We start from the raw sequence: 23192 nt of genomic DNA on the forward strand, positions 1-23192 counted from the left end.
TGTGAAGTTCGGGGCCAGGGGGCGCGTACGGATCATTGGTGCGCGCAGACAGGGGCGGGAGCGGCGGGGCAGGATGGACCGGTACCCGGGCCGCCGTGGAGCGGTGGGTACGGGCCGTTGGCGGTGGGCGGCGGAGCCGCGGGACGACAAGGGGAAGCTCGTGAAGAGGCTGCGCGGCACGGGCCGGGGCGCGATCGTCGCGGCTGCGGCGATGTGCGTGGTGGCGGCGCAGCCGGGACTGCCGGGCGGAGCCGCACTGGCCGGGACCGCTCTGACGGCCGACGGGCCCACTCCGTACGCGTTCGATCCCCGTGCGGTGGCTGTCGAGGGCGCGGCGACCACGACCACCGCGGAGCTGCTCGAAGCGGGCTCCACGTACCGCTCGTCGATCGGGCCGGGCAAGCGGCTCGTCTACCGGCTGGACCTGGACGACGCGAGGAACGCGTACGTGTCGGCCACCGCCGTGCCCGCGTTGGGGTCACGGGTGGCGTACGGCGACGAGCTCACCATCACGATGGAGGACCCGCAGGGCAAGGAGTGCGACTCCGCGCAGGCCCGGATCCTGCCGCCCGGTGTCTATCCGCGGCCACTGACCGCGTACGTCTCCCGGACGCTCGACAGCACGGAGGACGAGTCCTGCCAGGAGGCCGGCCCGTACCACGTGATCGTGGAGCGGAAGTCGAAGTCCACGTCCACGCAGGACCCGTGGGAGCTGGAGCTGCGCCATCTCTCCGAGCCGGGGCTGACGGAGGCCGGGCGCACCGAGGCGCCCGGGGACTGGTCGACCGCCTCCCCCCGGCCGCCGTCCGACGCTCCGAAGCGACAGGAGGGCGGCGCCGGATTCGCCGACGCGGCGGATCTGGGGGACGGGCGGTGGACGGCGGCGATCGATCCCGGTGAGTCGCTCTTCTACCGGGTGCCGGTCGACTGGGGGCAGCAGCTGTTCACCACCGCGGAGCTGGGTGCTTCGGAGGGGGACGGCATCGTCAGCGGGGCGGTGTCCCTCGCGGTGTACAACCCGGCGAGGGGGCTTGTCGACAGCGTCGGATCGATGTCGTACAGCGGCAGGCGGAAGGCGTTGTCGACGGAGCCGGCGCCGCCGGTGGACCACGCGAACCGCTTCGGCTCCACCGCCGACGAGCGGGCGATGCGCTTCGCGGGCTGGTACTACGTGCGGGTGAGCCTCAGCCCCGAGGTGGGCGAGAAGTTCGGGCAGGGGCCGCACGACCTGACGCTGCGGGTGAGGGTCGACGGGGAGGCGAAGGACGGGCCGGGATACGACGGTGCGGCCGGTGAGTTCGATGTGCCGGACACCGGCGTGGGAGAGGCCGGGCCGGCGGGCGACGCGGACAACGGCACGATGACCCTGGTCGCCGCGGGCGGGATCGGGACGGGCACGGTGCTGGTGCTGGGGCTCGGCGGGTGGATGCTGATCGCGCGGCGGCGGGAGGCGGGCCGGTAGCGGCGGGGCGGAGCTGGGCTGGTTGGGGCGTCAGGTCTGGGCGTCAGGTCTGGGCGAGGGCCCAGAAACCCACGGCGAAACAGACCAGTGCGAGCAGCAGGACCGGGATCGTCACCTTGAGTGGCGGTCCCGGTCGCTTGTGCGGGACGGGCACGGGCGTCGGCATGGGCGTGGACATGGGGGCCGGGAGCGGGGCCGGTGGGTACTGGGTGGGAACCCCAGGCTGCTGAGCGGTGTATCTACGAGTGTGCGGCAGGTCGTGCGGCACTTCGGCGGTGGTCGCCTGCGACGGGTCGGGCGCGGCGGGGGAAGGGGAGACGGGCGGATGCGTGGGTGCGGAGTAGGCGGCGACGGGTGGGTACGGCTGCAACGGGTGCGGCCCGGAAGGGGATTGGCGGGGCCGGGGTTGCGGGGGCTGCGGTTGCTCGGGTTGGTGGTGTGGCTGCTGCTGCTCGGCGCGGGGCGGCGGCGGGGGGAGATGGAAGCTACCGGTCTCCGACATGGAGGTCTGCGGGGCCGGCTGCTGCGGTACGGCGGGCGTGCCGGCCGTCCAGGGGGCGCCCTGGGAGGGCTGCCCGCCGGTGGCGCCGCCGGTCATCCCCCCGGTCATCCCCCCGGTGATGCCACCCGTGTGCTGATTTCCGTACGACGGCGGCCGGGGAGCCGGTGCGGGGCGGCTCGGTGCCGACTCCGTGACGGGCCCCTCGGGGCCGAACTGGGGCGGCAGCGGCCCGAGTTGGTCGAAGACCTCGACGGGCTCGTCGTCCGCCGTCTGCTCGGGCAGCAGCTCGACGGCCGCGGTGAGCGCCTTGCGGGCGCCCGTCGCCGTACGGAACCGGGCGTCCGGGTCCGGTTGGAGCAGCCCGGCGAGGACCTGCCACAGCGGCTCGGGAATCCCCTGCGGCGCTCCCGGGGTGCCGTGCGCGGTGAAGTACTCCACCAGGGCCTTGGCGTCGGGCTTCTGCCCCTCCAGCAGATAGAGCGCGACCAGGCCGACGGCGAAGAGGTCGGCGGGGAAGTCCGGCTCCGCGCCCCCCATCTGCTCCGGTGCGAAGTAACCGGGCGTGCCCACCACGTAGTTGGTCTCCGTCAGGCGCGGTTCACCCTTGCGCATGGAGATCCCGAAGTCGGACAGCCGCAGATGCGGCCGGCCGGTCCCGGTGGCCTCCAGCAGTATGTTGGCGGGCTTGATGTCGCGGTGGACGACTCCCTCCGCGTGCACCGCGGCGAGACCGGACAGCAGCTGGTCGAGCAGGAGACAGACGAAGCGCGGCGGCAGGGGACCGTAGTCACCGATCACATGGGCCAGCGATCCGCCGCTCACCAGATCCATGGTGAACAGGACCTTGTCGTCGTCGGCGGCCCAGCTGGCCGGTGCGAGTACGTGCGGGTGATCGATCCGCACGGCCTGCTCGCGTACGAAACGCAGCAGGGTGTGCGCGTCGCTCTGTTGCAGCACCTTGGCCGCCACATACCGACGGCGCCGGTGGTCCCAGGCACGCCAGACGGCGCCCACACCACCACGTCCGATCGGATCGACCAACTCGTACCGACCAGCGAAGACCTCACCCATCGCGCCGCGCTCGCTCCCAGCCGTCCTGTCCGGACAGGACCTAGTTCTGATGCGCCTCGTAGTGTGCGACCGCCTCGGCGGTGCGCCCGGCTCCGTACACCCGGAGAAACTCTGCCAGTTCGGGGTGGCTGGGTGCGAGGGAGTCCGCGGCGTCGATGATGTCACCGGCGGCGGCGACCGACCGCAGCAGTGACTGGATCTCGCGGACGACCCGTCGCACGGTCGGCGCGCCCGTGCTGTTCGTCGTCTGGCTGGTGGCGGTGAGGACGGAGCCGCCCTGCGACTTCTTGACCTCGTCCATCCGGGAGGTGGCCTCGGCGGCGCTGACGCTGCCGTCGGCGACCTGGCCGGCGAGATCCTGGAGCGCCTGCACGCGCTGGACCACGGCGGGATTGCCGATCTTGGCGCGCTGGCCGCTCATCAGCTGGGAGAGCATCGGGGCCGACAGGCCGAGCACGGCGGCGAGCCTGGCTTGATTCAGCCCCAGGTCGTCGATGAGCCGCCGGAAGAGTGCTCCCAGTGGCTCGCCGTACCAGCTGCGCTGGAGTTCTCTGGCTCTTGCTGTCGATTCCTGCTGTGCGGCGTCCATTCGCGTCTCCCCATCGCTTCCCCAGGCGGCAGCTTCGCTGCTGCGAACCTCTGGGGCATCCTACGGAGCGGGGTCGCGCACCGGGAGTCCCAATCCTTTTGCGGGATCACGGCGGACACCCGGTACTCTGGTCCCCGGCGGTCACCGAGAGATTGCGCGGCGCCGTCGTACACCCCTTCCGGGGCCTTAGCTCAGTTGGTAGAGCGCTGTCTTTGCATGGCAGATGTCAGGGGTTCGACTCCCCTAGGCTCCACTTCACACAGCCTCTCCGATCTGCGGAAACGTAGACCGGAGAGGCTTTCTCACGCGCGGTCCGCGTGCGGTCCGCCGCCGGCCGTCGCGCCGATCGCACGAATGGTCTGACGTGGCCTCAGGAATCGCTCGTCGGGACGTAGAGGTCGATGAGCTGGGCGAGGTGGCGGCCGGCGGTCAGCAGTGGGCGTTCGCTGCGGGAGACCTGGGCGGCCAGTTCGGCGCCCTCCAGGGTGCTGATCACCGTGTGGGCCAGATCGTGGGCGTCGTCCTCGGCGACGCCGGCCCGGCGAAGACGGGCGTACACCAGGTCGCGCCAGTTCGCGAACGCGGCAGCCGCGGCCTCCTGGATGTCGGGCGCGCGGCCCGCCGTACCGAGGGCCGTGGCGGTGACGGGGCAGCCGTCGACCCAGTCGGACTCGCGCAGCCCCTTCGCGAGGCGCCGCGCGCAGTCGATCACGGCCTGCGCGGGGCCGGTGGCCGCGTCGAGGGTCAGGCGCAGTTCGTCGGCGAACTCGCGCTCGCCGTGGCCGATCGCGGCGACGGCCACCTGCTGCTTGCCGCCGGGGAAGAAGTGATAGACCGACCCGAGTGTGGCCCCGGCCTCGGTGGAGATCTGCTTGATTCCCGTGCCGTCGTAGCCCTGGCGCTGCATGAGCAGCGACGCCGCGCGGACGATGCGCTCGCGTGTGCCGACCGGGCGCTCCGCACCCGTGGTGGGGTCCTGCTCCGCTGTCCTCACACCGGCACTCTACTGGGTAGAGCGCTCGCTCCAGAGGGCGGCCGGAAGCCCGTCCGGCGCGGTCCGACTAACGACTAATGCACTCGTTGCACCGTACGGGTGGTGTTCATCAGAAGAACTGCGCAGCGGCTGCGTGGGTCCGCCGATTCCCAAGATGCGTACACATCATGAGGAAGGTATGTAGATCGCTCAACCCGAGCGCAACCTGAAAGCGAGGGGTCATGGCCGCCTTCAAGGTCAAGAATCTGTGGACCGTCTTCCTCACCGCGTTCTTCGCGGTGCTCACCACCCTGGGGCTGACCGCCCCCGCCGCCGCCGCGGACGGCGCCGTACAGCAGCCCGCCGAGCAGCCCGCGAAGCCCGGGAAGGGGCAGTCGCCGGTCACCGCCGAGGAGCGGGGCGGAGGTGAGGCGGCACCCGCGGTGCGACGGGCACTGCCGGAGAACGCGCGGCCGGCGGACACGTCGAGGCCGCCGACCATCGAGCAGCGTATCCGCGCCGAAGCGCACGGCTCGTCACCGTCGGTCCGGCGCCTGCCCGTCGACACCCGTACGGACGCCGACGTGGCGCGTGACAACCGGTCGGCCGCCGACGCGGCGCTCACGGTCGCGGCGTGAGCGGCCGGGACTCCCTGCGGACTCCCGGCGCCCCCGCACCACACGCGTCATCCGTCACGGACGGTCGTCGCGGTCCTTCTTCCCAACTTCCTCGGCCTGCTTGGCCCGTACCTCCGGATCGAGCGCACCCTGGCTGCCGTCGACGGACGACAGCGACGTGTTGTGCTCGGAGACCTCGGTAGGAGCGGGCGGTTCCACCAGCCAGTCGGGATTGGCCTGCTTGTCCCACCACTTCCACGCGGCGAAAGCGCCACCGCTCAGCACACCGAGGACCACCAGGCCCTTGGCGAGCCGACCGCATTTGGCCCGTCGCTCATGCTTCCTCACAAGCTTCTGGACCTCCTTCACCGTGATCTGTCCGCGCAGCGCGGCGAGAGCGGCAGCGGAACGAGCCGCTGCTTCCCCCGCGACCGGCTGTGCGACGGAGACCGCGTGCTCGACACGCGGCACCGTGTAGCTGGCTGCCTGACGCGCTGCTGTACGCGTCCGGGCCGCCGCACGCTGTGCTGCCTCGTCGACCTTGGGGGGCACAAGCGGCGCCACATGGGCGCCGTACTGAACACGAGCCTGCTTCGCGGCTTCGCGCACCTTCGGTGCGAGCCGGGCGCGGGCCTCTTCGGCGTACAACGCGGCCTGTTCCTTGGCCGTATCGGCGTAGGGTGCCACCGCTTCCGCGGCGTGCAGCACGCTCTCCCTCGCCGAATCGGTAGCGGCGCGCACGCTGTCCATGCGGGTCACAGGATCCTCCTCCTCGGTGGCGGTCAGGGGCTTGGGGGTTTCCCCCGTTATTGGACAAAGATCCGCCTGTCCACCCAGATCGAAATCATGCCTCCCGCCCGCCGTACCGGCATGCGGTACGGGCATCCGGGTCATGGACGACGACTTGGGGCGATGCCTGGGCATTGCGGTGCAAGGTGAGCCTGGCGACGACAATGCCACGGTTCACCGCGGTGTGCCCCGTCAAGCCCGTTACTGCCTCTCCTTTCTCTCGACGTGGCCCCGCCGTCGCCCCGCCGCCCCCCGGCCGTCGCCGTCCGTGCGAGGATCGACAGAGTCAGAGCAGACTCACGGAAGGCAGATCGTGGCCGAGCAGCTTTACGCCACCCTGAAGACCAACCACGGCGATATCGAGATCCGGCTCCTGCCGAACCACGCGCCGAAGACGGTCAAGAACTTTGTGGAGCTCGCCAAGGGCGAGCGCGAATGGACCAACCCGGCGACCGGTCAGAAGTCCAGTGACCGGCTGTACGACGGGACCGTCTTCCACCGGGTCATCAGCGGTTTCATGATCCAGGGCGGGGACCCGCTGGGCAACGGCACCGGTGGTCCGGGGTACGAGTTCGGGGACGAGTTCCACCCGGACCTCTCCTTCGACAAGCCGTACCTCCTGGCCATGGCGAACGCGGGACCGGGCACCAACGGCTCGCAGTTCTTCGTCACCCTGGCGCCCACCACGTGGCTGACCCGCAAGCACACCATCTTCGGCGAGGTCACCGACGAGGCGAGCAAGAAGGTCGTGGACTCCATCGGAGCCACCAAGACCAACCCGCGCACCGACCGCCCGGTGGAGGAAGTCAAGATCGAGTCGGTCGTCGTCGAGTCCCGCTGAGGATCCGTCCGCGGCACACGTCACGACGTCTCGGATTCCCGTTCGGGGAACCATCCCGCCCTGCCCGTCCGTAGTGGTTACATACCGGACGGGGAGGGCGGTGCGCTGTGCGCCCTTCCGCCGCAACGAGTACCGAGGGGACCGATGGACCAGCAGCCCGAGGGCCCGGACCGGCCCGCAGTCGACGCGACACCCCACTGCTACCGGCACCCGGACCGTGAGACGGGTATCCGCTGCACCCGGTGCGAGCGGCCCATCTGCACGGACTGCATGATCAGCGCGTCCGTCGGATTCCAGTGTCCGAACTGTGTACGGGAGGGGTCCGGTACGGGCATGTCCCCGACCGCCGCCCGCCCGCGCACGATCGCCGGCGGCACCGTCGCCTCCGATCCCCGGCTGATCACGAAGATCCTGCTGGGTCTGAATCTCGCGGTCTTCGTCGGTGTCCTCGTCAGCGAGCAGCGCGTCGTCGGCGAGCTGGATCTCATCGGGCACGCCTTCAACCCGGAGATCGGCGAGATCGTGGGTGTCGCCGACGGGCAGTGGTATCGCCTGTTCACGGCGATGTTCCTGCACCAGGCCGTGTGGCACATCGCGTTCAACATGCTGGGGCTGTGGTGGCTCGGCGGTCCGCTGGAGGCGGCGCTCGGACGCGTGCGCTTCGTCGCGCTGTATCTGATCTCCGGGCTGGCGGGCAGCGCGCTGACGTATCTGATCGCCGCGCCGAACCAGCCGTCGCTCGGTGCCTCGGGGGCGATCTTCGGTCTGCTGGGCGCCACGGTCGTACTGATGCGCCGGATGAACTACGACATGAGGCCGGTCCTCGCGCTGCTGGCGCTGAACCTGCTCTTCACGTTCACCTGGTCCGGCATCGCCTGGGAGGCGCATCTCGGCGGTCTGGTCGCGGGTACGGCGATCGCGGTGGGCCTCGTACACGCGCCGCGTGAGCGCCGGGCGCTGGTGCAGTGGGGCACCTGTGCGGTGGTGCTGCTGGCGACCGTCGCGATCGTCGTGATCAGAACGAGTCAGCTCGCCTGAGGTCGGCGAGCCCCCCGGTTTCCAGGGGCCCGAGGGCCGTCGGAGGCCCGTCGGGACCCCTCGGCGGCCCGTGAAGCACACAGTTGTCCACAGCGTGTGCCGGATCTTGTGCAATCTGTGGGGGAACATCAGTGCCCCTTGTCGCTGATCAGGGTTTTCCCAGCAGAGACAAGGGGCGAGACGCTTCATCACAACGGCCGAAGCAGGCGTTCCAGTCACACCGGCGTCAACTTGCCGTGGAGTTATCCACAGATCGTCAGACCTTTTCCCCCGGCTGTGGACAGCACTGTGGATAAGTCTCTGGGCAGAGCTTGACGACGGCCGTCGCCGCTACTTCCACTGGGTGGAGACGCCGAAGCCGGCGGCGATGAACCCGAAGCCGACCACGATGTTCCAGTTGCCGAAGGCGTCGATCGGCAGCGAGCCCTCGGTCACATAGAAGACGACGATCCAGGCCAGCCCGACGAGGAACAGGGCGAGCATGACCGGCGCGACCCAGCTCCGGTTGGACAGCCTTATCGTGGTCGACTGCTTCGCCGCGGGGGGCGGCGTGAAATCGGCCTTCTTGCGGATACGTGACTTCGGCACGAGGGACTCTCCTGTCGATGCGCTGCGTGACCGCGCAGGTAACTGAAACGGTGTGCCGGGAGTGAGGAGCAGGGGGAACGCTGCCTCCCCCGGGCGTCCGTTAGCGTAGTGCTTCCGTGGCGCCTAAGGAGATAAGGGTACGTTGAGCAATTCTGCCGACTCCCCCGAAGGGCCGGTCCGCCGACCGATCTGGCGGCCGGTCCGGCTGCTCACGGCCGGGGTCTTCGCCCTCGCCGGCCTCATCTTCGTCACCAGCTTCAACACGGCGAAGGGCACCAACCTCCGTACGGACGACTCCCTGCTCAAGCTCTCGGACCTGATCCAGGAGCGCAGCGACAAGAACGCCGAACTGGAGGAGTCCACCGGCGTCGTACGGGAGAACGTCGACAGCCTCGCGGGCCGCGACGACGGCTCCACCAAGGCCGAGGACGCCAGACTCCGTGGTCTGGAGGACGCGGCGGGGACCAAGAAGGTCTCGGGCCAGGCCCTCACCGTCACCCTGGACGACGCCCCGCCGGACGCCACGGCCAATCCCGGCTTCCCCGAACCGCAGCCCAACGACCTGGTCATCCACCAGCAGGATCTCCAGGCCGTCGTCAACGCCCTCTGGCAGGGCGGCGCGAGCGGCATCCGCGTCATGGACCAGCGGCTGATCTCCACCAGCGCGGTGCGCTGCGTCGGCAACACCCTGATCCTCCAGGGCCGGGTCTACTCACCGCCGTACAAGATCACGGCCGTGGGGGACCAGGGCAAGCTCCGCAAGGCGCTCGACGAGTCGCCGGCGATCCAGAACTACCAGCTTTACGTGCAGGCGTACGGGCTCGGCTGGCAGGTGGACGAGCACGCCGAGACCACGCTGCCCGGCTACACGGGCACCGTGGATCTCCACTACGCGAAGCCGGTGAAGTAGCCCGGCCGTCCGCATGTCGCCCGCCTCTTGAGAAGAAGAGGGCAACGGCACACCTGACCCATGCGCCGCCCACGTGACCGCCCGGCCCCTTAGTCTGGTTCGGTACCGCGCGCCGGTACGGCGGCGTGGGCGGGGAACGGGTCGGAACGGAAGGGACAGCATGTACGGCTGGATCTGGCGGCATCTGCCGGGCAACGTGTGGGTGCGGGCGGTCATCTCGCTCGTGCTGGCGCTGGCGGTCGTCTTCATGCTGTTCCAGTACGTGTTCCCGTGGGCGGAGCCGATCCTCCCCTTCGGGGACGCGACGCTGACCGGTGAGGGAGGCAATTCATGAGCGGCGCCCGCGTGCTCGTCGTGGACAACTACGACAGCTTCGTCTTCAACATCGTCCAGTACCTGTACCAGCTCGGCGCGGAGTGCGAAGTGCTGCGCAACGACGAGGTGTCGACGGCGCACGCCCAGGACGGCTTCGACGGGGTGCTGCTCTCCCCCGGTCCCGGCACTCCCGAACAGGCCGGTGTCTGCGTCGACATGGTGCGCCACTGCGCCTCGACCGCCGTTCCCGTCTTCGGGGTGTGCCTCGGTATGCAGTCGATGGCGGTCGCGTACGGCGGCGTGGTCGGCCGCGCCCCCGAACTGCTCCACGGCAAGACCTCGCTGGTGACGCACGAGGGCAAGGGCGTGTTCGCGGGGCTGCCTTCGCCCTTCACCGCGACCCGCTACCACTCGCTGGCCGCCGAGCCCGCCGAGCTGCCGGACGAGCTGGAGGTCACCGCGCGCACGGCCGACGGCATCATCATGGGCGTGCGCCACCGTGAACTGGCCGTCGAGGGAGTGCAGTTCCACCCCGAGTCCGTGCTGACCGAGCACGGCCATCTGATGCTCGCCAACTGGCTCGCGCAGTGCGGTGATCCGGGCGCCGTGGACCGGTCGGCGGGCCTGGCGCCGGTGGTGGGCAAGGCGGTCGCGTGACCGCACTCCGCCCCGAACATGACGCGGGTTACGGCGCCTCGTACGAGCAGCGGGAACCGTACGAGGAACCAGGCGCGTTCGAGGCGGCGGTGGACGGACTCGCGGATCCGCTGAACGATCCCCTTCCCGGGCAGGGCCCCGCGCCGGCCCCCGCGCCCGCGCCCCTGGACCCCGCGACTCCCGTGGCTCCCACAGCTCCGACGGCCCCCACGCGGCCTTCGTCGCCCGGCCCCTGGGCGGCGGCGGGGGACGGGATATCGCCGTCGGCGCCGCCGTCGTCCGCGGAGCGGGAGTGGTCCGGGTACGGGCCGTATCCGTACCAGGCGGAGGTGCCCGCCGCGTACGGGCAGGACTGGGCGGCGCAGGTCGCCCCGGAGGCGGTGCCGGTCCAGGCGCCTCCCCTCGTACCCGAGCCGTCGCCCGTACCCGCGCCCCGCCCGGATCCCGGTCCGCCGTACGTCCCCGCCCGGGACGGCGGGACCGCCGCCGGAAGCGCCGAGGAGGCCACGGCCCTCCTGCCCACCGTCTCCGAAAGCGGCCCGGACCCGGTGCCGCGGCCCGAACCGCCCACCGGGGGCCGTGCGGAGCGCCGTAAAGCGGCCAAGGGCGGCCGTGGACGCGGTCGTACGCGCCCGCCGGGCGCCGGAGGCCCCTCGGGTGCTCCGGACGCCTCAACGCCCGCCAGGCCGCTCTCCCGCGTCGAGGCGCGGCGGGCCGCCCGCGCCCTCAAGGACAGTCCGGGGGTGATCCTCAGCCGCGCGGTCGGCGAGATCTTCATCAGCCTCGGTGTGCTGATGCTGCTGTTCGTCACGTACCAGTTGTGGTGGACGAACATCCAGGCCGACATGTACGCGGGCAAGGAGAAGGACAAGATCCAGCAGGGCTGGGCGGACGGCCGTCAGCCCGGAGCCTTCGAACCCGGCCAGGGGTTCGCGATCATGCACATCCCCAAGCTCGACGTGGTCGTGCCGATCGCCGAGGGGATCGACAAGGCGAAGGTCCTGGACCGCGGCATGGTCGGCCACTACTCGGAGGGCAGGCTCAAGACGGCGATGCCGTCCGACAAGCAGGGCAACTTCGCGGTCGCGGGACACCGCAACACCCACGGTGAGCCGTTCCGTTACATCAACCGCCTGAAGCCCGGCGACAAGATCATCGTGGAGACGCAGGACGCCTACTTCACGTACGACATGGCGAGCATCCTCCCGCAGACCGCGCCGTCGAACGTGGGCGTGATCGGTCCGGTGCCGCCCGGGTCCGGTTTCTCGGAGCCGGGGCGATACATCACGTTGACGACCTGTACGCCGGAATTCACCAGTACGTATCGAATGATCGTGTGGGGCAAGATGGTTGAGGAACGGCCACGCGACAAGGGAAAGCCCGACGCTCTCGTCGGCTGAACGAATCACGACGGAGACCAGGGACCAGGGGACGGGTGCTGTGGCAGCGGGAACAGGGCGCGACGACGGGGACGCGAGCGCATCCGAGGAAACCGGGAAAAACGATTCATCCGCGACAACCGGGGTGGTCGAGCCCGCTCCCGAGGCTGAACCCTCAGGGCCCGAGTCGGAGTTGGAGTCGGAGCCCGAGTCGGAGTCGGAGTCCTCAGGATCCCGGCCCGAGCCCGTACCGGCTTCCGCCGCCGCCCCCGCGCCGGTCCGTCGGGGGCGCAGCCGTGTCGCCTCCGCCGTCAGCGTCTTCGGTGAACTGCTCATCACCGCGGGCCTGGTGCTCGGCCTCTTCGTCGTCTACTCGCTGTGGTGGACGAACGTGCTGGCCGACCGCGAGGCCACGAAGCAGGGCAACGAGGTACGCGACGGCTGGGCCGACGGCCGCGGCGGTCCCGGCGCCCTCGACGTCAAGAACGGCATCGGCTTCCTGCACGTGCCCGCGATGAAGAACGGCGAGGTCCTCGTAAAGAAGGGCACGGATCTCAAGTCCCTGAACAACGGTGTCGCCGGCTACTACACCGACCCGATCAAGTCGGCGCTCCCCAAGGACAAGCAGGGCAATTTCTCGCTGGCCGCGCACCGTGACGGGCACGGCGCGAAGTTCCACAACATCCACAAGCTCAAGACCGGTGACGCGATCGTCTTCGAGACGAAGGACACCTGGTACGTCTACAAGGTCTTCAAGGACCTCCCGAAGACCTCGAAGTACAACGTGGACGTGCTCAAGCCGGTCCCCAAGGAGTCGGGCAAGAAGAAGCCCGGCCGCTATCTGACGCTCACGACCTGCACGCCGATCTTCACGTCCGACTACCGCTACATCGTCTGGGCGGAACTGGAGCGCACCGAGAAGGTCGACGAGAAGCGGACGAAGCCGGACGAGCTTCGCTGAGCCCGAGCCTTTGACACGACCGGCCGGCACGACGAAGCCCCGGTCAGCACGAAGCCCCGGCATCCTCTTGAAAGGATGCCGGGGCTTCGTCGTCTTCTTCAGGAGGTGACGGCCTCAGTCGTCGCCGAAGTTGCCGCCGATGAAGCCTCCGTTGTCACCACCGCCGTTGTTGTTGCCGCCACCGCCCGTGGGGGCGACGAACAGCGTCACGGTGCTGCCCTTGTCCACCGGCTGACCGCCGGGCGGGTTGCTGGCGATCACCCTCGCGTTCGGGTCGTTCGGCGAGTTCGGTGCCAGTGCGACCACCAGACCCAGGGCTTCCAGCTGGGCCTTCGCCTCGGTGAACGTCTTGTTCGTGAGGTCGCCGGGGACCTGCACCTTCTCCGGCTGCGGCGGGCCCTTCGAGACCTGGAGCGTGATCTGGCTGTTCTTGGGCGCCTTGGTGTTGCCCTCCGGGTTCTGGCCGACGACGGTGTTCGCGGCCTTGTCCGAGTCCACATCGGTACGCGCGACCGTGAAGCCGAGCGTTTCGAGCTGGCTCTTCGCCTCCTCGAACGGCTTGTCCGTGACGAGCGGCACCGGGACCTGGGCCTGCTTGGCGACGGACAGCGTGACCGTCGAGCCCTTCTCGGCCTCCGAGCCGCCGTTCGGCTTCTGGCTGACGACCGTGCCGGGGTCCTGGTCGCTCTCGACCTGCTTGGTCTTGACGTCGAAGTCCGCTTCCTCAAGCGTCTTCGTGGCGTCCTCGACGGCCTCGTCCGAGACGTCGGGCACCTGGACCTTCGGCGCGCCCTCGGAGACGACGACCTGGACGGTGTCGCCCTGGTTCATCTTGTCGCCGGACGCGGGGTTCTGGGAGCAGATGGCGCCCTTGGGCTGGTCGCAGCGCTCCGTGCCGGACTGGGACAGCTCGACCGACGCGTTGCTCGCCAGCAGCTTCGCGTCCTCGAACGTCTCCCCCACCAGCTGTGGCGCGCTGATCTGGTCCGAGCCGCCGTCGCCGCCGAAGACGGCCTTGCCGATCAGGACGGCGCCCGCGAGCACCAGGACGCCGGCGAGGATCAGCAGGATCGTCGAGGTGTTGGACTTCTTCTGCCGGCGCCGGTCCGGGCGGTCGTCGTAGTTGCCGTAGCCGCCGCCGTCGTCGGGGTTGACCGGCGGCATCATCGACGTCTGGCCGCCGCCGTGAGGGGCGGTGCGCAGGGCCGTGGTGGGCTGGTCGTCGGAGCCGCCGTAGCCGCCCGCGTAACCGACCGCGCCCATCGCCGCCGTGGCCGCGACGGGCTGGCCGTCGAGGCAGGCCTCGATGTCGGCGCGCATCTCGTCCGCCGACTGGTAGCGGTAGTCGGGGTCCTTGACGAGCGCCTTCAGCACGATCGCGTCCATCTCGGGCGTGATCTCGGGGTCGAAGGTGCTCGGTGCCTGGGGCTCTTCCCGTACGTGCTGGTACGCGACGGCGACCGGTGAGTCGCCGATGAAGGGCGGGCGCACGGTCAGCAGCTCGTAGAGCAGACAGCCGGTCGAGTACAGGTCGGAGCGCGCGTCGACCTGCTCGCCCTTGGCCTGCTCGGGGGAGAGGTACTGCGCGGTGCCGATGACCGCGGAGGTCTGGGTCATCGTCATGCCGGAGTCGCCCATGGCGCGGGCGATGCCGAAGTCCATGACCTTGACCTGGCCGGTGCGCGTCAGCATGACGTTGGCCGGCTTGATGTCGCGGTGGACGATCTGGGCGCGGTGCGAGTACTCCAGCGCCTGGAGGATCCCTACGGTCATCTCCAGCGTGCGCTCGGGCAGCAGTCTGCGCCCGGAGTGCAGCAGCTCCCGCAGGGTGGACCCGTCGACGTACTCCATCACGATGTACGGGATGGACACCCCGTCGACGTAGTCCTCACCCGTGTCGTAGACAGCGACGATCGCCGGGTGGTTGAGGGAGGCGGCCGACTGGGCCTCTCGGCGGAACCGGGCCTGGAAGGACGGGTCGCGGGCGAGGTCGGCCCGCAGCGTCTTCACAGCGACGGTGCGGCCGAGCCGGGTGTCGTGCGCGAGGTACACCTCGGCCATGCCACCACGGCCGAGCACCGAGCCCAGCTCGTACCGGCCGCCGAGGCGACGCGGCTCTTCCATACTGTTCCAGCCCTCTCCGTCTGTCCCGACCGCACCGGTGTGCGGTCCGGCGGTGTGCTGTTCGCGCATACGCTACCGGGCACGCCGCATCCGGTCCGACCGTCCCTGGTAGCTGATACAGGACTGGTACTTGAATGGCCACATATCGGTTGTTATCGCTGGTGGTTCGCTGGTGAGACAGGTCACTCATGAGACAGCGGCGGCCGAATTTCCATTCCGCGGAATTCGGCCGCTCAGCGCGCCGGGTTCGGTGTAGGCGGAATCTGTTTCCGTCTTTATCGGTGGTCCGCGGGCCCGTCGGGCGGCCGGTCAGACAATGGCCCGGACAGCGTCGGGAGCTGTCCGGGCCAATGCGGGAATATCCCGATTACTTCTTGCTGTCGATCACGGCTTTCATGACGTCCTTGGCGATCGGGGCGGCGAGGCCGCCACCGGAGATGTCGTCACGGGTGGCGTCGCTGTCCTCGACCACGACCGCGACGGCGACCGGTGAGCCGTTCTCGCCCTTGGCGTACGAGATGAACCAGGCGTACGGGTTCTTGCTGTTGTTCTCGCCGTGCTGCGCGGTGCCGGTCTTGCCGCCGACGGTCACGCCGGGGATCTCGGCGTTCGAGCCGGTGCCCTCACTGACGACCGTCTCCATCATCTCCTGGAGCATCTGCGCGTGCTCCTGGCTGACGGGCTGGCCCATCTCCTCGGGCTCGGTCTTCTTGATCACGTCCAGGTTCGGCGCTTCGAGCTGGTCGATCATGTACGGCTTCATCAGCTTGCCGTCGTTGGCGACGGCGGAGACGACCATCGCCATCTGGAGCGGGGTGGTACGGGTGTCGAACTGTCCGATGGAGGAGAGCGCGGTCTGCGAATCGTTCAATTCCTCGGGGAAGATCGAGGCGTTGGCACGGACCGGAACGAACTGCTCCTCGTTGAAACCGAATTTCTTCGCGGTCTCCAGCATCTTGTCCGCGCCGACGTCATAACCGAGCTTGCCGAAGACGCTGTTGCACGAGACCCGGAGCGCGTCCTTGAGCGTCGCGTCCTTGCACGGGATGTTGCCCTCGTTCACCAGCGGCGTCGTCGTCCCCGGCATGGTCCACGGCAGCGGGGAGTCGGTCTTCGCGTCGATGTCGTCCACCACACCGTGCTCCAGCCCCGCGGCGGCCGTCACGACCTTGAAGGTGGAGCCGGGCGGATACGTCTCGCGCAGCGCGCGGTTGAGCATCGGCTTGTCGGTGTCCTTGCCGAGCTTGTTCCACGCCTTCTCGTCCGAGGCGCCGTAGCCGGCGAAGGAGGTGGGGTCGTACGAAGGGGTGGAGGCCAGCGCGAGGATCTTGCCGGTCCCCGGCTCCAGGGCGACGACGGCGCCCTTCTTCTTGCCCAGCCCCTCGAAGGCCGCCTTCTGCGCGGCACCGTTGAGGGTCGTGACGACGTTGCCGCCCTTCTCCTCGTCGCCGGTGAACATCGCCATCGTGCGGTCGAAGAACAGCTGGTCGTCGTTGCCGGTGAGGATCCCGTCCTCGATGCTCTCGATCTGCGTGGCGCCGAAGGCCTGCGAGGCGTAGCCGGTGACCGGCGCCCACATCGGACCTTCCAAGTAGGTCCGCTTGAACTTGAAGTCGGTGTCGTCCGTCTTCTTCGATCCGGTGATGGGCTTGCCGTCGACCACTATGTTGCCGCGCTCGCTCGCGTACCGCTCGATCAGGACGCGGCGGTTGCGTTCGTGGCTGTTCAGCTCGTCGGCCTCCACGTACTGGAGCCAGTTGGTGCGCAGCAGCAGGGCCAGGACGAGCAGCCCGCAGAAGATCGCGATGCGTCGCAGGGGCTTGTTCACGGTCGGACCACCTGGGTCATCTCGGCGTCGGGTGACGGTGCGGGCGCCGGGGCCGGGCGGCGCGCGGTGTCGCTGATTCTGATGAGGATGCCGATCAGCGCCCAGTTGGCGATCACCGACGAACCACCGGCCGCGACGAACGGCATGGTCATACCGGTCAGCGGGATGAGGCCCATGACGCCGCCCGCGACGACGAAGACCTGGATGGCGAAGGCGCCGGAGAGGCCGATCGCCAGGAGCTTGCCGAACGGGTCACGGGCGGCGAGCGCGGTCCGTACGCCGCGCTCCACGATCAGACCGTAGATCAGCAGGAACGCCATCGTGCCCGCGAGCCCGAACTCCTCGCCGACGGTGGACAGGATGAAGTCGGAGTTGGCGGCGAAGCCGATCAGGTCGGAGTTGCCCTGCCCGAGCCCGGTGCCCAGCGTGCCGCCGGCGCCGAAGGACATCAGCGCCTGGCCGACCTGCTCACTCTGCGCCCAGGTGGAGTCCGCGAAGGGGTTGAGCCAGAAGTCGACGCGCTGCTGGACGTGCGGCTCGAACGTGGCGACACCGACCGCGCCCACGGCGGACATCAGCAGGCCGAAGACGATCCAGCTGGTGCGTTCGGTGGCGACGTACAGCATCACCACGAAGAGGCCGAAGAAGAGCAGCGAGGTGCCGAGGTCGGTCTCGAAGACCAGGATCAGGATCGACATGGCCCAGACCATGAGGATCGGGCCGAGGTCGCGACCGCGCGGCAGATAGAGGCCCATCACCCGGCGGCTGGCGAGCGCCAGGGCGTCGCGTTTCACCATGAGATAGCCCGAGAAGAAGATCGCGATGATGATTTTCGCGAACTCTCCTGGCTGGACGTTGAAGGGGCCGATGCTGACCCAGATCTTCGCGCCGTTCACCGCCGGGAAGAAGACCGGGAGGATCAGCAGGACCAGCGCCACCGCCATGGAGATGTACGTGTAGCGCTGGAGGATGCGGTGGTCCTTGAGCAGCAGCAGGACGGCGACGAACAGCGCGATGCCGATCGCGGAGTAGAGCAGCTGCTTGGGGGCGTCCGGGGTGAAGCCGCCGAACTGCCGCTCCGCGCGGGCGATCAGCCGGGGTGACTGGTCGAGCCTCCAGATGAGGACGAGTCCCAAGCCGTTGAGGAGGGTGGCCAGCGGCAGCAGCAGCGGGTCGGCGTACGGGGCGAACTTACGCACCACGAGATGGCCGACACCGGCCAGCAGACCGATGCCCAGGCCGTACCCGATCATGCCGCTGGGCACTTCGTCGTTGACCGCCAGGCCCACGTTCAGATAGGCGAGGACCGGGATGATGACGGCGAAGGCGAGCATCGCGAGCTCGGTGTTGCGGCGGCTCGGCGCTTCGATCGCGCCGATGGTGGTCGTGTTGGTGACAACGCTCATGGTGGTGAAGGCCCCCTACGGCCGGCTACTGCTTACCGCAGTTCGAGGCCAGCTTCTGCTCCTCCTCCGAGAGGCTGGGGCCCGGAGAGGGAGTCGTCGTCTTCGACGTTTCTGGCTTGGAATTGGTGGTGCTGCCGGTCTGCGGCTTCGTTCCGGTCGTACCGCCGGCCTCGCCCTCGCCGGTGATCGCGTTCGCCGCGCGCTCGGACTCGCGGCGCTGTTCGTCCTTCTTGCACGCCTCGGCCTGCTTGGAGAGGTCGTCGATCTTGGTGCGCGCGGAGGCCTTGCTGCCCTCGGCGATGGTGTCCTCGACCTGCTTGCGCTGGTACGGCGGCAGGTACTTGAGTTCGATCTTGGTGAAGTCCTGTTCGACCTTCGACAGCGAGACCCAGGCCAGATCCTGGCTGATGCCCCGGTAGAGCGCGACGTGCTCGTCGTTGCTCCCGACGTAGTACTGCGTCTGGGTCCAGCGGTAGCCGCCGTACAGACCGCCGCCGACGACCGCCAGCGCGAGCACGGTGTAGAACGACCGCTTGAGCCACTTACGGCCCCCGGAACGCGGCTTGACGAAGTCGTCGTCGCTGTAGGCGCCGAAGCCGGCGTCCGGCGGCATGCCGCCGTAACCGGCCCCGTCCCCGCTGCCGGGCGGGCCGAAGCCGCCCTGGGGGGGCTGGTGCTGCTGCGGTACGGGACGGCCGAGGCCGGCGGCGCGGCCGGCCGGCGTCTGCATCGACGGGTCGCTGTCGGAGGTGTGCAGCTGCTGGTTCTCCGCGACGGCGCCCACGACGACCGGGGTGTCGTTGAGCTGCCCGGCGAGGGTGTCGTTGGACTCGACGTCCAGGACGTCGGCGACGATGCAGGTGATGTTGTCGGGACCGCCGCCGCGCAGAGCGAGCTGGATGAGGTCCTGGATGGTCTCCTGCGGGCCCTGGTAGCTCGCCAGGGTCTCTTCCATCGTCTGGTGCGAGACAACGCCGGAGAGGCCGTCCGAACAGATCAAGTACCGGTCGCCCGCGCGGACTTCACGGATCGAGAGATCGGGCTCGACATGGTCGCCGCTGCCCAGCGCGCGCATCAGCAGGGAGCGCTGCGGGTGGGTGGTGGCCTCTTCCTCGGTGATGCGCCCCTCGTCGACGAGGCGCTGCACCCAGGTGTGGTCCTGGGTGATCTGCGTGAGCACACCGTCGCGCAGGAGGTACGCGCGGGAGTCGCCGACATGGACGAGGCCGAGGCGCTGGCCCGTCCACAGGAGGGCGGTGAGCGTGGTGCCCATGCCCTCCAGCTGGGGGTCCTCCTCGACCATCACGCGCAGCTGGTCGTTGGCGCGCTGGACCGCCGTACCGAGGGAGGTGAGGATGTCCGATCCCGGCACGTCGTCGTCGAGCTGCACGAGCGTGGAGATCACCTCGGACGAGGCGACCTCACCGGCGGCCTGGCCGCCCATGCCGTCGGCGATGGCCAGGAGGCGGGGACCGGCGTAACCGGAGTCCTCGTTCCCCTCCCGGATCATGCCCTTGTGCGACCCGGCGGCGAAGCGCAGAGAAAGACTCATGCGCGCCTCTCCTGTCGGTTCGCCAGCCGAATGTGGTGCCAGCCGGTCTCGAGCCACACTGCCCACCCTCCGGTCGGGAGCCTGCCGCGGTCCCGGTGCGGGACCGCCGCGGCTCGCTCGCTCCGCTCGCTCATTGTCGTACTACTTCCGCAGCTCGATGACGGTCTTGCCGATGCGGATCGGCGCGCCCGGCGGAATCGGTGTCGGGGTGGTGAGCCGGGTCCGGTCGAGATACGTGCCGTTGGTGGACCCGAGATCCTCGACGATCCACTGGCCGTCCCGGTCCGGGTAGATCCTGGCATGCCTGCTGGACGCGTAGTCGTCGTCCAGCACGATCGTTGAGTCGTGCGCCCGGCCCAGGGTGATGGTCTGTCCCTGGAGGGCCACCGTGGTGCCGGTGAGGATCCCCTCCGAGACGACCAGCTTCGTGGGCGCCCCCCGGCGCTGGCGCCCGCCCTGCGACCGCTGCGCGGGAGGCGCGGCGGTCTGGCGGGCGGCGCCCTGCGGCGGCCTGGCGTCGGCGTTGCGGCGTGAGCCGCGCTGCGTGACACGTGTGCCGAACAGATCGCTCCGAATGACCTGGACGGCCACAATCACGAACAGCCACAGAACGGCTAGGAAACCTAGCCGCATGACCGTCAGGGTCAGCTCTGACATTGCCCCCGCTTCACCCTTCGGCTTGCCGGTAAACGATGGTGGTTTGGCCCACGACGATCCGCGAGCCGTCGCGGAGCGTAGCGCGGGTGGTGTGCTGTCCGTCTACCACGATGCCGTTGGTGGACCCGAGATCCTGGATCGTCGAGGGCGTTCCGGTCCGAATCTCGCAGTGCCGGCGGGAGACGCCGGGATCGTCGATCCGCACGTCGGCGTCGGTGCTGCGGCCCAGCACCAGCGTGGGGCGCGAGATCTGGTGGCGATTGCCGTTGATCTCGATCCAGCGGCGGACCTGGGCGCCCGGCATCGCCCCGGGGGGCGGTGTCGAGGGAGGCTGCGCCGCCTGTCCCGGGCGCCCGGCGCCCGGCGGGGGCGACGGAGGCATGGGAGGCGGTGACGAGGGCGGGTATCCGTAGCCGCCCGGAGGCGCGGCCGACGGGGGCGCGGGCGCCCGGCCCGGGGCCGCCCCGCGTGCGGGTGCCGGTCCCGGCCCTTGCTCGGGGCCTTGCGACGTACTCGACGCGAGGGTGCGGCTGCGCACCCGGTACAGACCGGTGTCGAGGTCGTCGGCCTTCTCCAGATGGACCTTGATCGGTCCCATGAAGGTGTAGCGCTGCTGCTTCGCGTAATCGCGGACGAGCCCGGAGAGTTCGTCGCCGAGCTGTCCCGAGTACGGGCTGAGGCGCTCGAAGTCGGGCGCGCTCAGCTCCACGATGAAGTCGTTGGGGACGACGGTCCGTTCGCGGTTCCAGATCGTGGCGTTGTTGTCGCACTCACGCTGAAGGGCGCCGGCGATCTCCACGGGCTGGACCTCGGACTTGAACACCTTCGCGAAGGTGCCGTTGACCAGACCTTCGAGTCGCTGCTCGAAGCGCTTCAGGACTCCCATGGGGCACCTCCTCCGTCGTTGCCGTCCTGGTACTGCTTACTGATCGTATCCACGCGTGGGGAAATCGGGTGGTTCCCCTTGTCTGCCCCGTCGATGAGTGTCACCTCTCACACGGATCGTAGAGGCGGCCCCAGGACAGTGTCCCGCATGCGGGGTGCACTCCGGAGGAGTGGGGGAGGCCGCTCCAGGTTGCTTGTTCCCCGGCAGGGATGCCGAGACAAACGGATGTGATTCCACCCTGTGCAGCGTGCTAATCTTTTCGATGTCGCCAGGCGATCACACCAGCAGGTGAGAGACCGGACGGCACACCCAATGCGCGGGTGGCGGAATAGGCAGACGCGCTGGATTCAGGTTCCAGTGCCCGAAAGGGCGTGGGGGTTCAACTCCCCCCTCGCGCACCAGGAACACCGGTGGATCGGTGTTCTGAGCAACGACGGAACGGTCGTCATCGTGATAGCGATGGCGGCCATTTTGTTGTGTGGCGTTGTGCGGTGTTGTGCGTTGTGGCAGGTCAGGGTTGGGGTGGCGGCGGGGTGGTGGCCACCGGTATTTGGCGGTCGGCGGTTGATCGTTGACTGGTATGCCTGGTGTGAGGTGTGTCTCACGCGGGTGGTACGTCACGATCGTGGTGCGGCTCCATCAGAGGCTGCTGTGCTTCGTGCTCGACGGGCTGCGGGCCGTTGGCTGCCGATAGCTGAACCGCACCCGTGCCCGGTCCTGAGGCGGCACGGGTGCGGGTGCGGTGCGGTTGCGGGGTCGGCCGTGGGGCCGGGTCGTTGTGGGGTCGGGTGGGTCGTGGGGCCGGGTCAGGCCGCCAGGCGGGCGGCCAGGGACTTGGCCTTGCTGGCCGCCTCCTCGCGCGCCTTCGCGCGGGACGCCTCGGCGAGGGGGATGAGGTCGGCCATCGCGGGCACCGAGTGGGCCAGGGTCAGTTCGGGGACGATGAAGTCGACCTCGACGCCGAACATGCCGTTCAGCACCTTCTCCAGATAGTTCTGGACGAACTCGAAGTCCTGGCGCGGGGTGCCCGCCGCGTACGAGCCGCCGCGGCTGGCGACGACCGTGAACGGCCTGCCCTTGATCGGGCTGTCCTCGCCGGCGTTGTGGCCGACGATGATCACGTGGTCCAGCCAGGCCTTCAAGGTGGACGGGATCGTGAAGTTGTACATCGGGGCGCCGATGAGGACCGCGTCCGCGGCGGCCAGTTCGGCGGCGAGCTCCGCCCGCAGCGCGTTCTCCGCGCCGGCGGCGACGGCGGCGATGTCCAGGTGCGGAAGCGGGGCGGCGGCGAGATCGCGGTAGACGATCTCGCCCTTGGGGTGCTGTTCGCGCCAGCCGTCGACGAAGGAGGCCGTGACCTCGCGAGAGGCCGATCCCTGCGGGGAGACGGCGGAGTCGAGGTGCAGCAGCGTGGCCATGAGGATCTCCATGGGTGGGGTGAGGTGTGCAGATTCGTTCGTACCTATGGATAGCACAGTAGCTTACTTTTTGTTAGGTACTCATGGCTTCGCAGTACACTGAGCCCATGGAGGGAAGCGGGGACCCGTGCAGGCCGGCCGACGTGGGGATGACGCGCGTCTTCGAGCTGTTCGGCAAGCGGTGGACCGGGCTGATCGTGTCCGTCCTCATGCAACGCGCCGTGCATTTCGCGGAGTTGCGGCGGGCGATCCCCGGCATCAGCGAGCGCATGCTGTCCGACCGGCTCACGGAGCTGGCCGCGGCCGGGCTGCTCGTGCGTGAGGTCGAGGAGGGGCCGCCGCTGCGGGTCGCGTACCGGCTCACGGAGGCGGGGACGGCGATGAAGCCCGCGCTGGAGGAGCTGGGGCGGTGGGCGGAGAAGCACCTGGCGGGCGAGAGCGGCTGTCCGCCGCGGTGCGACGGTTCCGACTAGCGTCCCGCGTCGGGTCTGGCCGCGGGGCGGTCTTGAGCTGAGTGGGTTGCCGGGAGTCGGCAGGTCGGAGGGTTATCCACAGGGGGAGACGGCTGTCGGGGTGCGGGGGTACCGTCGTGGCCAGTTGATGTTGGTCGAGTTCGGGGGAGGCGGCGT

General features: G+C 69.3%; 22 protein-coding genes and 2 tRNA genes. 12 read left to right on the forward strand and 12 right to left on the reverse strand.

The annotated features are described in order from the left end of the window. Positions 1-160 precede the first annotated feature (160 nt). Positions 161-1462, forward strand: a complete 1302-nt coding sequence (locus tag ACFYNU_RS21875) for a hypothetical protein (RefSeq protein ID WP_356591235.1) — start codon at positions 161-163, stop codon at positions 1460-1462. 43 nt (positions 1463-1505) lie between these two features. Here the strand turns inward: ACFYNU_RS21875 and ACFYNU_RS21880 are convergent, their stop codons facing one another. Together ACFYNU_RS21880 and ACFYNU_RS21885 are read right to left on the reverse strand one after the other, a co-directional pair. Then, complete coding sequence (locus tag ACFYNU_RS21880; protein ID WP_356591233.1) at positions 1506-3035, reverse strand: serine/threonine-protein kinase; 1530 nt, start codon at positions 3033-3035, stop codon at positions 1506-1508. 40 nt (positions 3036-3075) lie between these two features. Next, positions 3076-3624: a DNA-binding protein gene (locus ACFYNU_RS21885; protein WP_356591231.1), complete on the reverse strand. Its 549-nt coding sequence runs from the start codon at positions 3622-3624 to the stop codon at positions 3076-3078. A gap of 180 nt (positions 3625-3804) precedes the next feature. Here ACFYNU_RS21885 and ACFYNU_RS21890 point away from each other — a divergent pair. After that, positions 3805-3877, forward strand: a tRNA-Ala gene (locus ACFYNU_RS21890). Between the two features lie 117 nt (positions 3878-3994). Here ACFYNU_RS21890 and ACFYNU_RS21895 read toward each other — a convergent pair. Next, the gene (locus ACFYNU_RS21895; RefSeq protein WP_356591229.1) at positions 3995-4618 is read right to left on the reverse strand and encodes a TetR/AcrR family transcriptional regulator; all 624 of its coding nucleotides are present in this window, start codon (positions 4616-4618) and stop codon (positions 3995-3997) included. A 221-nt stretch (positions 4619-4839) separates the two neighbouring features. On the opposite strand from ACFYNU_RS21895, the gene ACFYNU_RS21900 reads away from it, so the two are divergent. Further along, entirely contained in the window at positions 4840-5235 is a 396-nt protein-coding gene (locus tag ACFYNU_RS21900; RefSeq protein WP_356591227.1) for a DUF6344 domain-containing protein, read from the forward strand. Positions 5236-5289: 54 nt separating this feature from the next. On the opposite strand, the gene ACFYNU_RS21905 is transcribed toward ACFYNU_RS21900, so the two are convergent. Continuing rightward, the gene (locus ACFYNU_RS21905; protein ID WP_356591225.1) at positions 5290-5973 is read right to left on the reverse strand and encodes a DUF5324 family protein; all 684 of its coding nucleotides are present in this window, start codon (positions 5971-5973) and stop codon (positions 5290-5292) included. 343 nt (positions 5974-6316) lie between these two features. Between ACFYNU_RS21905 and ACFYNU_RS21910 the strand changes: the two genes are divergently transcribed. Beyond that, positions 6317-6844 (forward strand): peptidylprolyl isomerase, encoded by a 528-nt coding sequence (locus tag ACFYNU_RS21910; RefSeq protein WP_356591223.1) that lies wholly within the window; start codon positions 6317-6319, stop codon positions 6842-6844. A gap of 144 nt (positions 6845-6988) precedes the next feature. Further along, complete coding sequence (locus ACFYNU_RS21915; RefSeq protein ID WP_356591221.1) at positions 6989-7882, forward strand: rhomboid family intramembrane serine protease; 894 nt, start codon at positions 6989-6991, stop codon at positions 7880-7882. Between the two features lie 330 nt (positions 7883-8212). Here the strand turns inward: ACFYNU_RS21915 and crgA are convergent, their stop codons facing one another. Continuing rightward, positions 8213-8470 carry a cell division protein CrgA gene (gene crgA / locus ACFYNU_RS21920; RefSeq protein WP_023540235.1) on the reverse strand — a complete coding sequence of 86 codons (258 nt, stop codon included), beginning with the start codon at positions 8468-8470 and terminating at the stop codon, positions 8213-8215. 142 nt (positions 8471-8612) lie between these two features. On the opposite strand from crgA, the gene ACFYNU_RS21925 reads away from it, so the two are divergent. From ACFYNU_RS21925 to ACFYNU_RS21945, 5 genes are all read left to right on the forward strand, one after another. Further along, positions 8613-9380, forward strand: a complete 768-nt coding sequence (locus ACFYNU_RS21925; protein ID WP_356591219.1) for a DUF881 domain-containing protein — start codon at positions 8613-8615, stop codon at positions 9378-9380. 160 nt (positions 9381-9540) lie between these two features. Then, positions 9541-9714, forward strand: a complete 174-nt coding sequence (locus tag ACFYNU_RS21930) for a hypothetical protein (RefSeq protein ID WP_356591217.1) — start codon at positions 9541-9543, stop codon at positions 9712-9714. Continuing rightward, on the forward strand, positions 9711-10352 hold the full coding sequence (locus ACFYNU_RS21935; RefSeq protein WP_356591215.1) for an aminodeoxychorismate/anthranilate synthase component II: 642 nt from the start codon (positions 9711-9713) through the stop codon (positions 10350-10352). Before ACFYNU_RS21930 ends, ACFYNU_RS21935 begins: the two co-directional genes overlap by 4 nt. After that, on the forward strand, positions 10349-11752 hold the full coding sequence (locus ACFYNU_RS21940) for a class E sortase (protein WP_356591213.1): 1404 nt from the start codon (positions 10349-10351) through the stop codon (positions 11750-11752). Before ACFYNU_RS21935 ends, ACFYNU_RS21940 begins: the two co-directional genes overlap by 4 nt. A gap of 172 nt (positions 11753-11924) precedes the next feature. Beyond that, complete coding sequence (locus ACFYNU_RS21945; protein ID WP_356591211.1) at positions 11925-12692, forward strand: class E sortase; 768 nt, start codon at positions 11925-11927, stop codon at positions 12690-12692. A gap of 114 nt (positions 12693-12806) precedes the next feature. Here ACFYNU_RS21945 and pknB read toward each other — a convergent pair whose 3' ends face one another. The 6 genes from pknB to ACFYNU_RS21975 all read right to left on the reverse strand — a co-directional run bounded on the left by pknB (position 12807) and on the right by ACFYNU_RS21975 (position 21145). Continuing rightward, entirely contained in the window at positions 12807-14816 is a 2010-nt protein-coding gene (gene pknB, locus ACFYNU_RS21950; RefSeq protein WP_356591209.1) for a Stk1 family PASTA domain-containing Ser/Thr kinase, read from the reverse strand. 367 nt (positions 14817-15183) lie between these two features. Further along, positions 15184-16644, reverse strand: coding sequence for a penicillin-binding protein 2 (locus ACFYNU_RS21955; RefSeq protein ID WP_356591207.1), 1461 nt, complete (start codon positions 16642-16644; stop codon positions 15184-15186). Then, positions 16641-18050 (reverse strand): FtsW/RodA/SpoVE family cell cycle protein, encoded by a 1410-nt coding sequence (locus ACFYNU_RS21960; protein ID WP_356591205.1) that lies wholly within the window; start codon positions 18048-18050, stop codon positions 16641-16643. Before ACFYNU_RS21960 ends, ACFYNU_RS21955 begins: the two co-directional genes overlap by 4 nt. Positions 18051-18075: 25 nt before the next feature. Beyond that, on the reverse strand, positions 18076-19602 hold the full coding sequence (locus ACFYNU_RS21965; RefSeq protein ID WP_356591203.1) for a Stp1/IreP family PP2C-type Ser/Thr phosphatase: 1527 nt from the start codon (positions 19600-19602) through the stop codon (positions 18076-18078). 141 nt (positions 19603-19743) lie between these two features. Beyond that, the gene (locus tag ACFYNU_RS21970; protein ID WP_023540225.1) at positions 19744-20259 is read right to left on the reverse strand and encodes an FHA domain-containing protein; all 516 of its coding nucleotides are present in this window, start codon (positions 20257-20259) and stop codon (positions 19744-19746) included. Between the two features lie 10 nt (positions 20260-20269). Then, positions 20270-21145: a DUF3662 and FHA domain-containing protein gene (locus ACFYNU_RS21975; protein ID WP_356591200.1), complete on the reverse strand. Its 876-nt coding sequence runs from the start codon at positions 21143-21145 to the stop codon at positions 20270-20272. A gap of 314 nt (positions 21146-21459) precedes the next feature. On the opposite strand from ACFYNU_RS21975, the gene ACFYNU_RS21980 reads away from it, so the two are divergent. Further along, positions 21460-21546: transfer RNA gene (locus tag ACFYNU_RS21980), tRNA-Leu, on the forward strand. A gap of 405 nt (positions 21547-21951) precedes the next feature. Here ACFYNU_RS21980 and ACFYNU_RS21985 read toward each other — a convergent pair. Next, positions 21952-22563 (reverse strand): NAD(P)H-dependent oxidoreductase, encoded by a 612-nt coding sequence (locus ACFYNU_RS21985; RefSeq protein ID WP_356591198.1) that lies wholly within the window; start codon positions 22561-22563, stop codon positions 21952-21954. Positions 22564-22670: 107 nt separating this feature from the next. On the opposite strand from ACFYNU_RS21985, the gene ACFYNU_RS21990 reads away from it, so the two are divergent. Next, entirely contained in the window at positions 22671-23036 is a 366-nt protein-coding gene (locus ACFYNU_RS21990) for a helix-turn-helix domain-containing protein (protein ID WP_356591196.1), read from the forward strand. The last annotated feature ends 156 nt before the right edge of the window (positions 23037-23192 follow it).

Source organism: Streptomyces sp. NPDC006643 (assembly GCF_042870175.1).
Classification (GTDB): domain Bacteria; phylum Actinomycetota; class Actinomycetes; order Streptomycetales; family Streptomycetaceae; genus Streptomyces.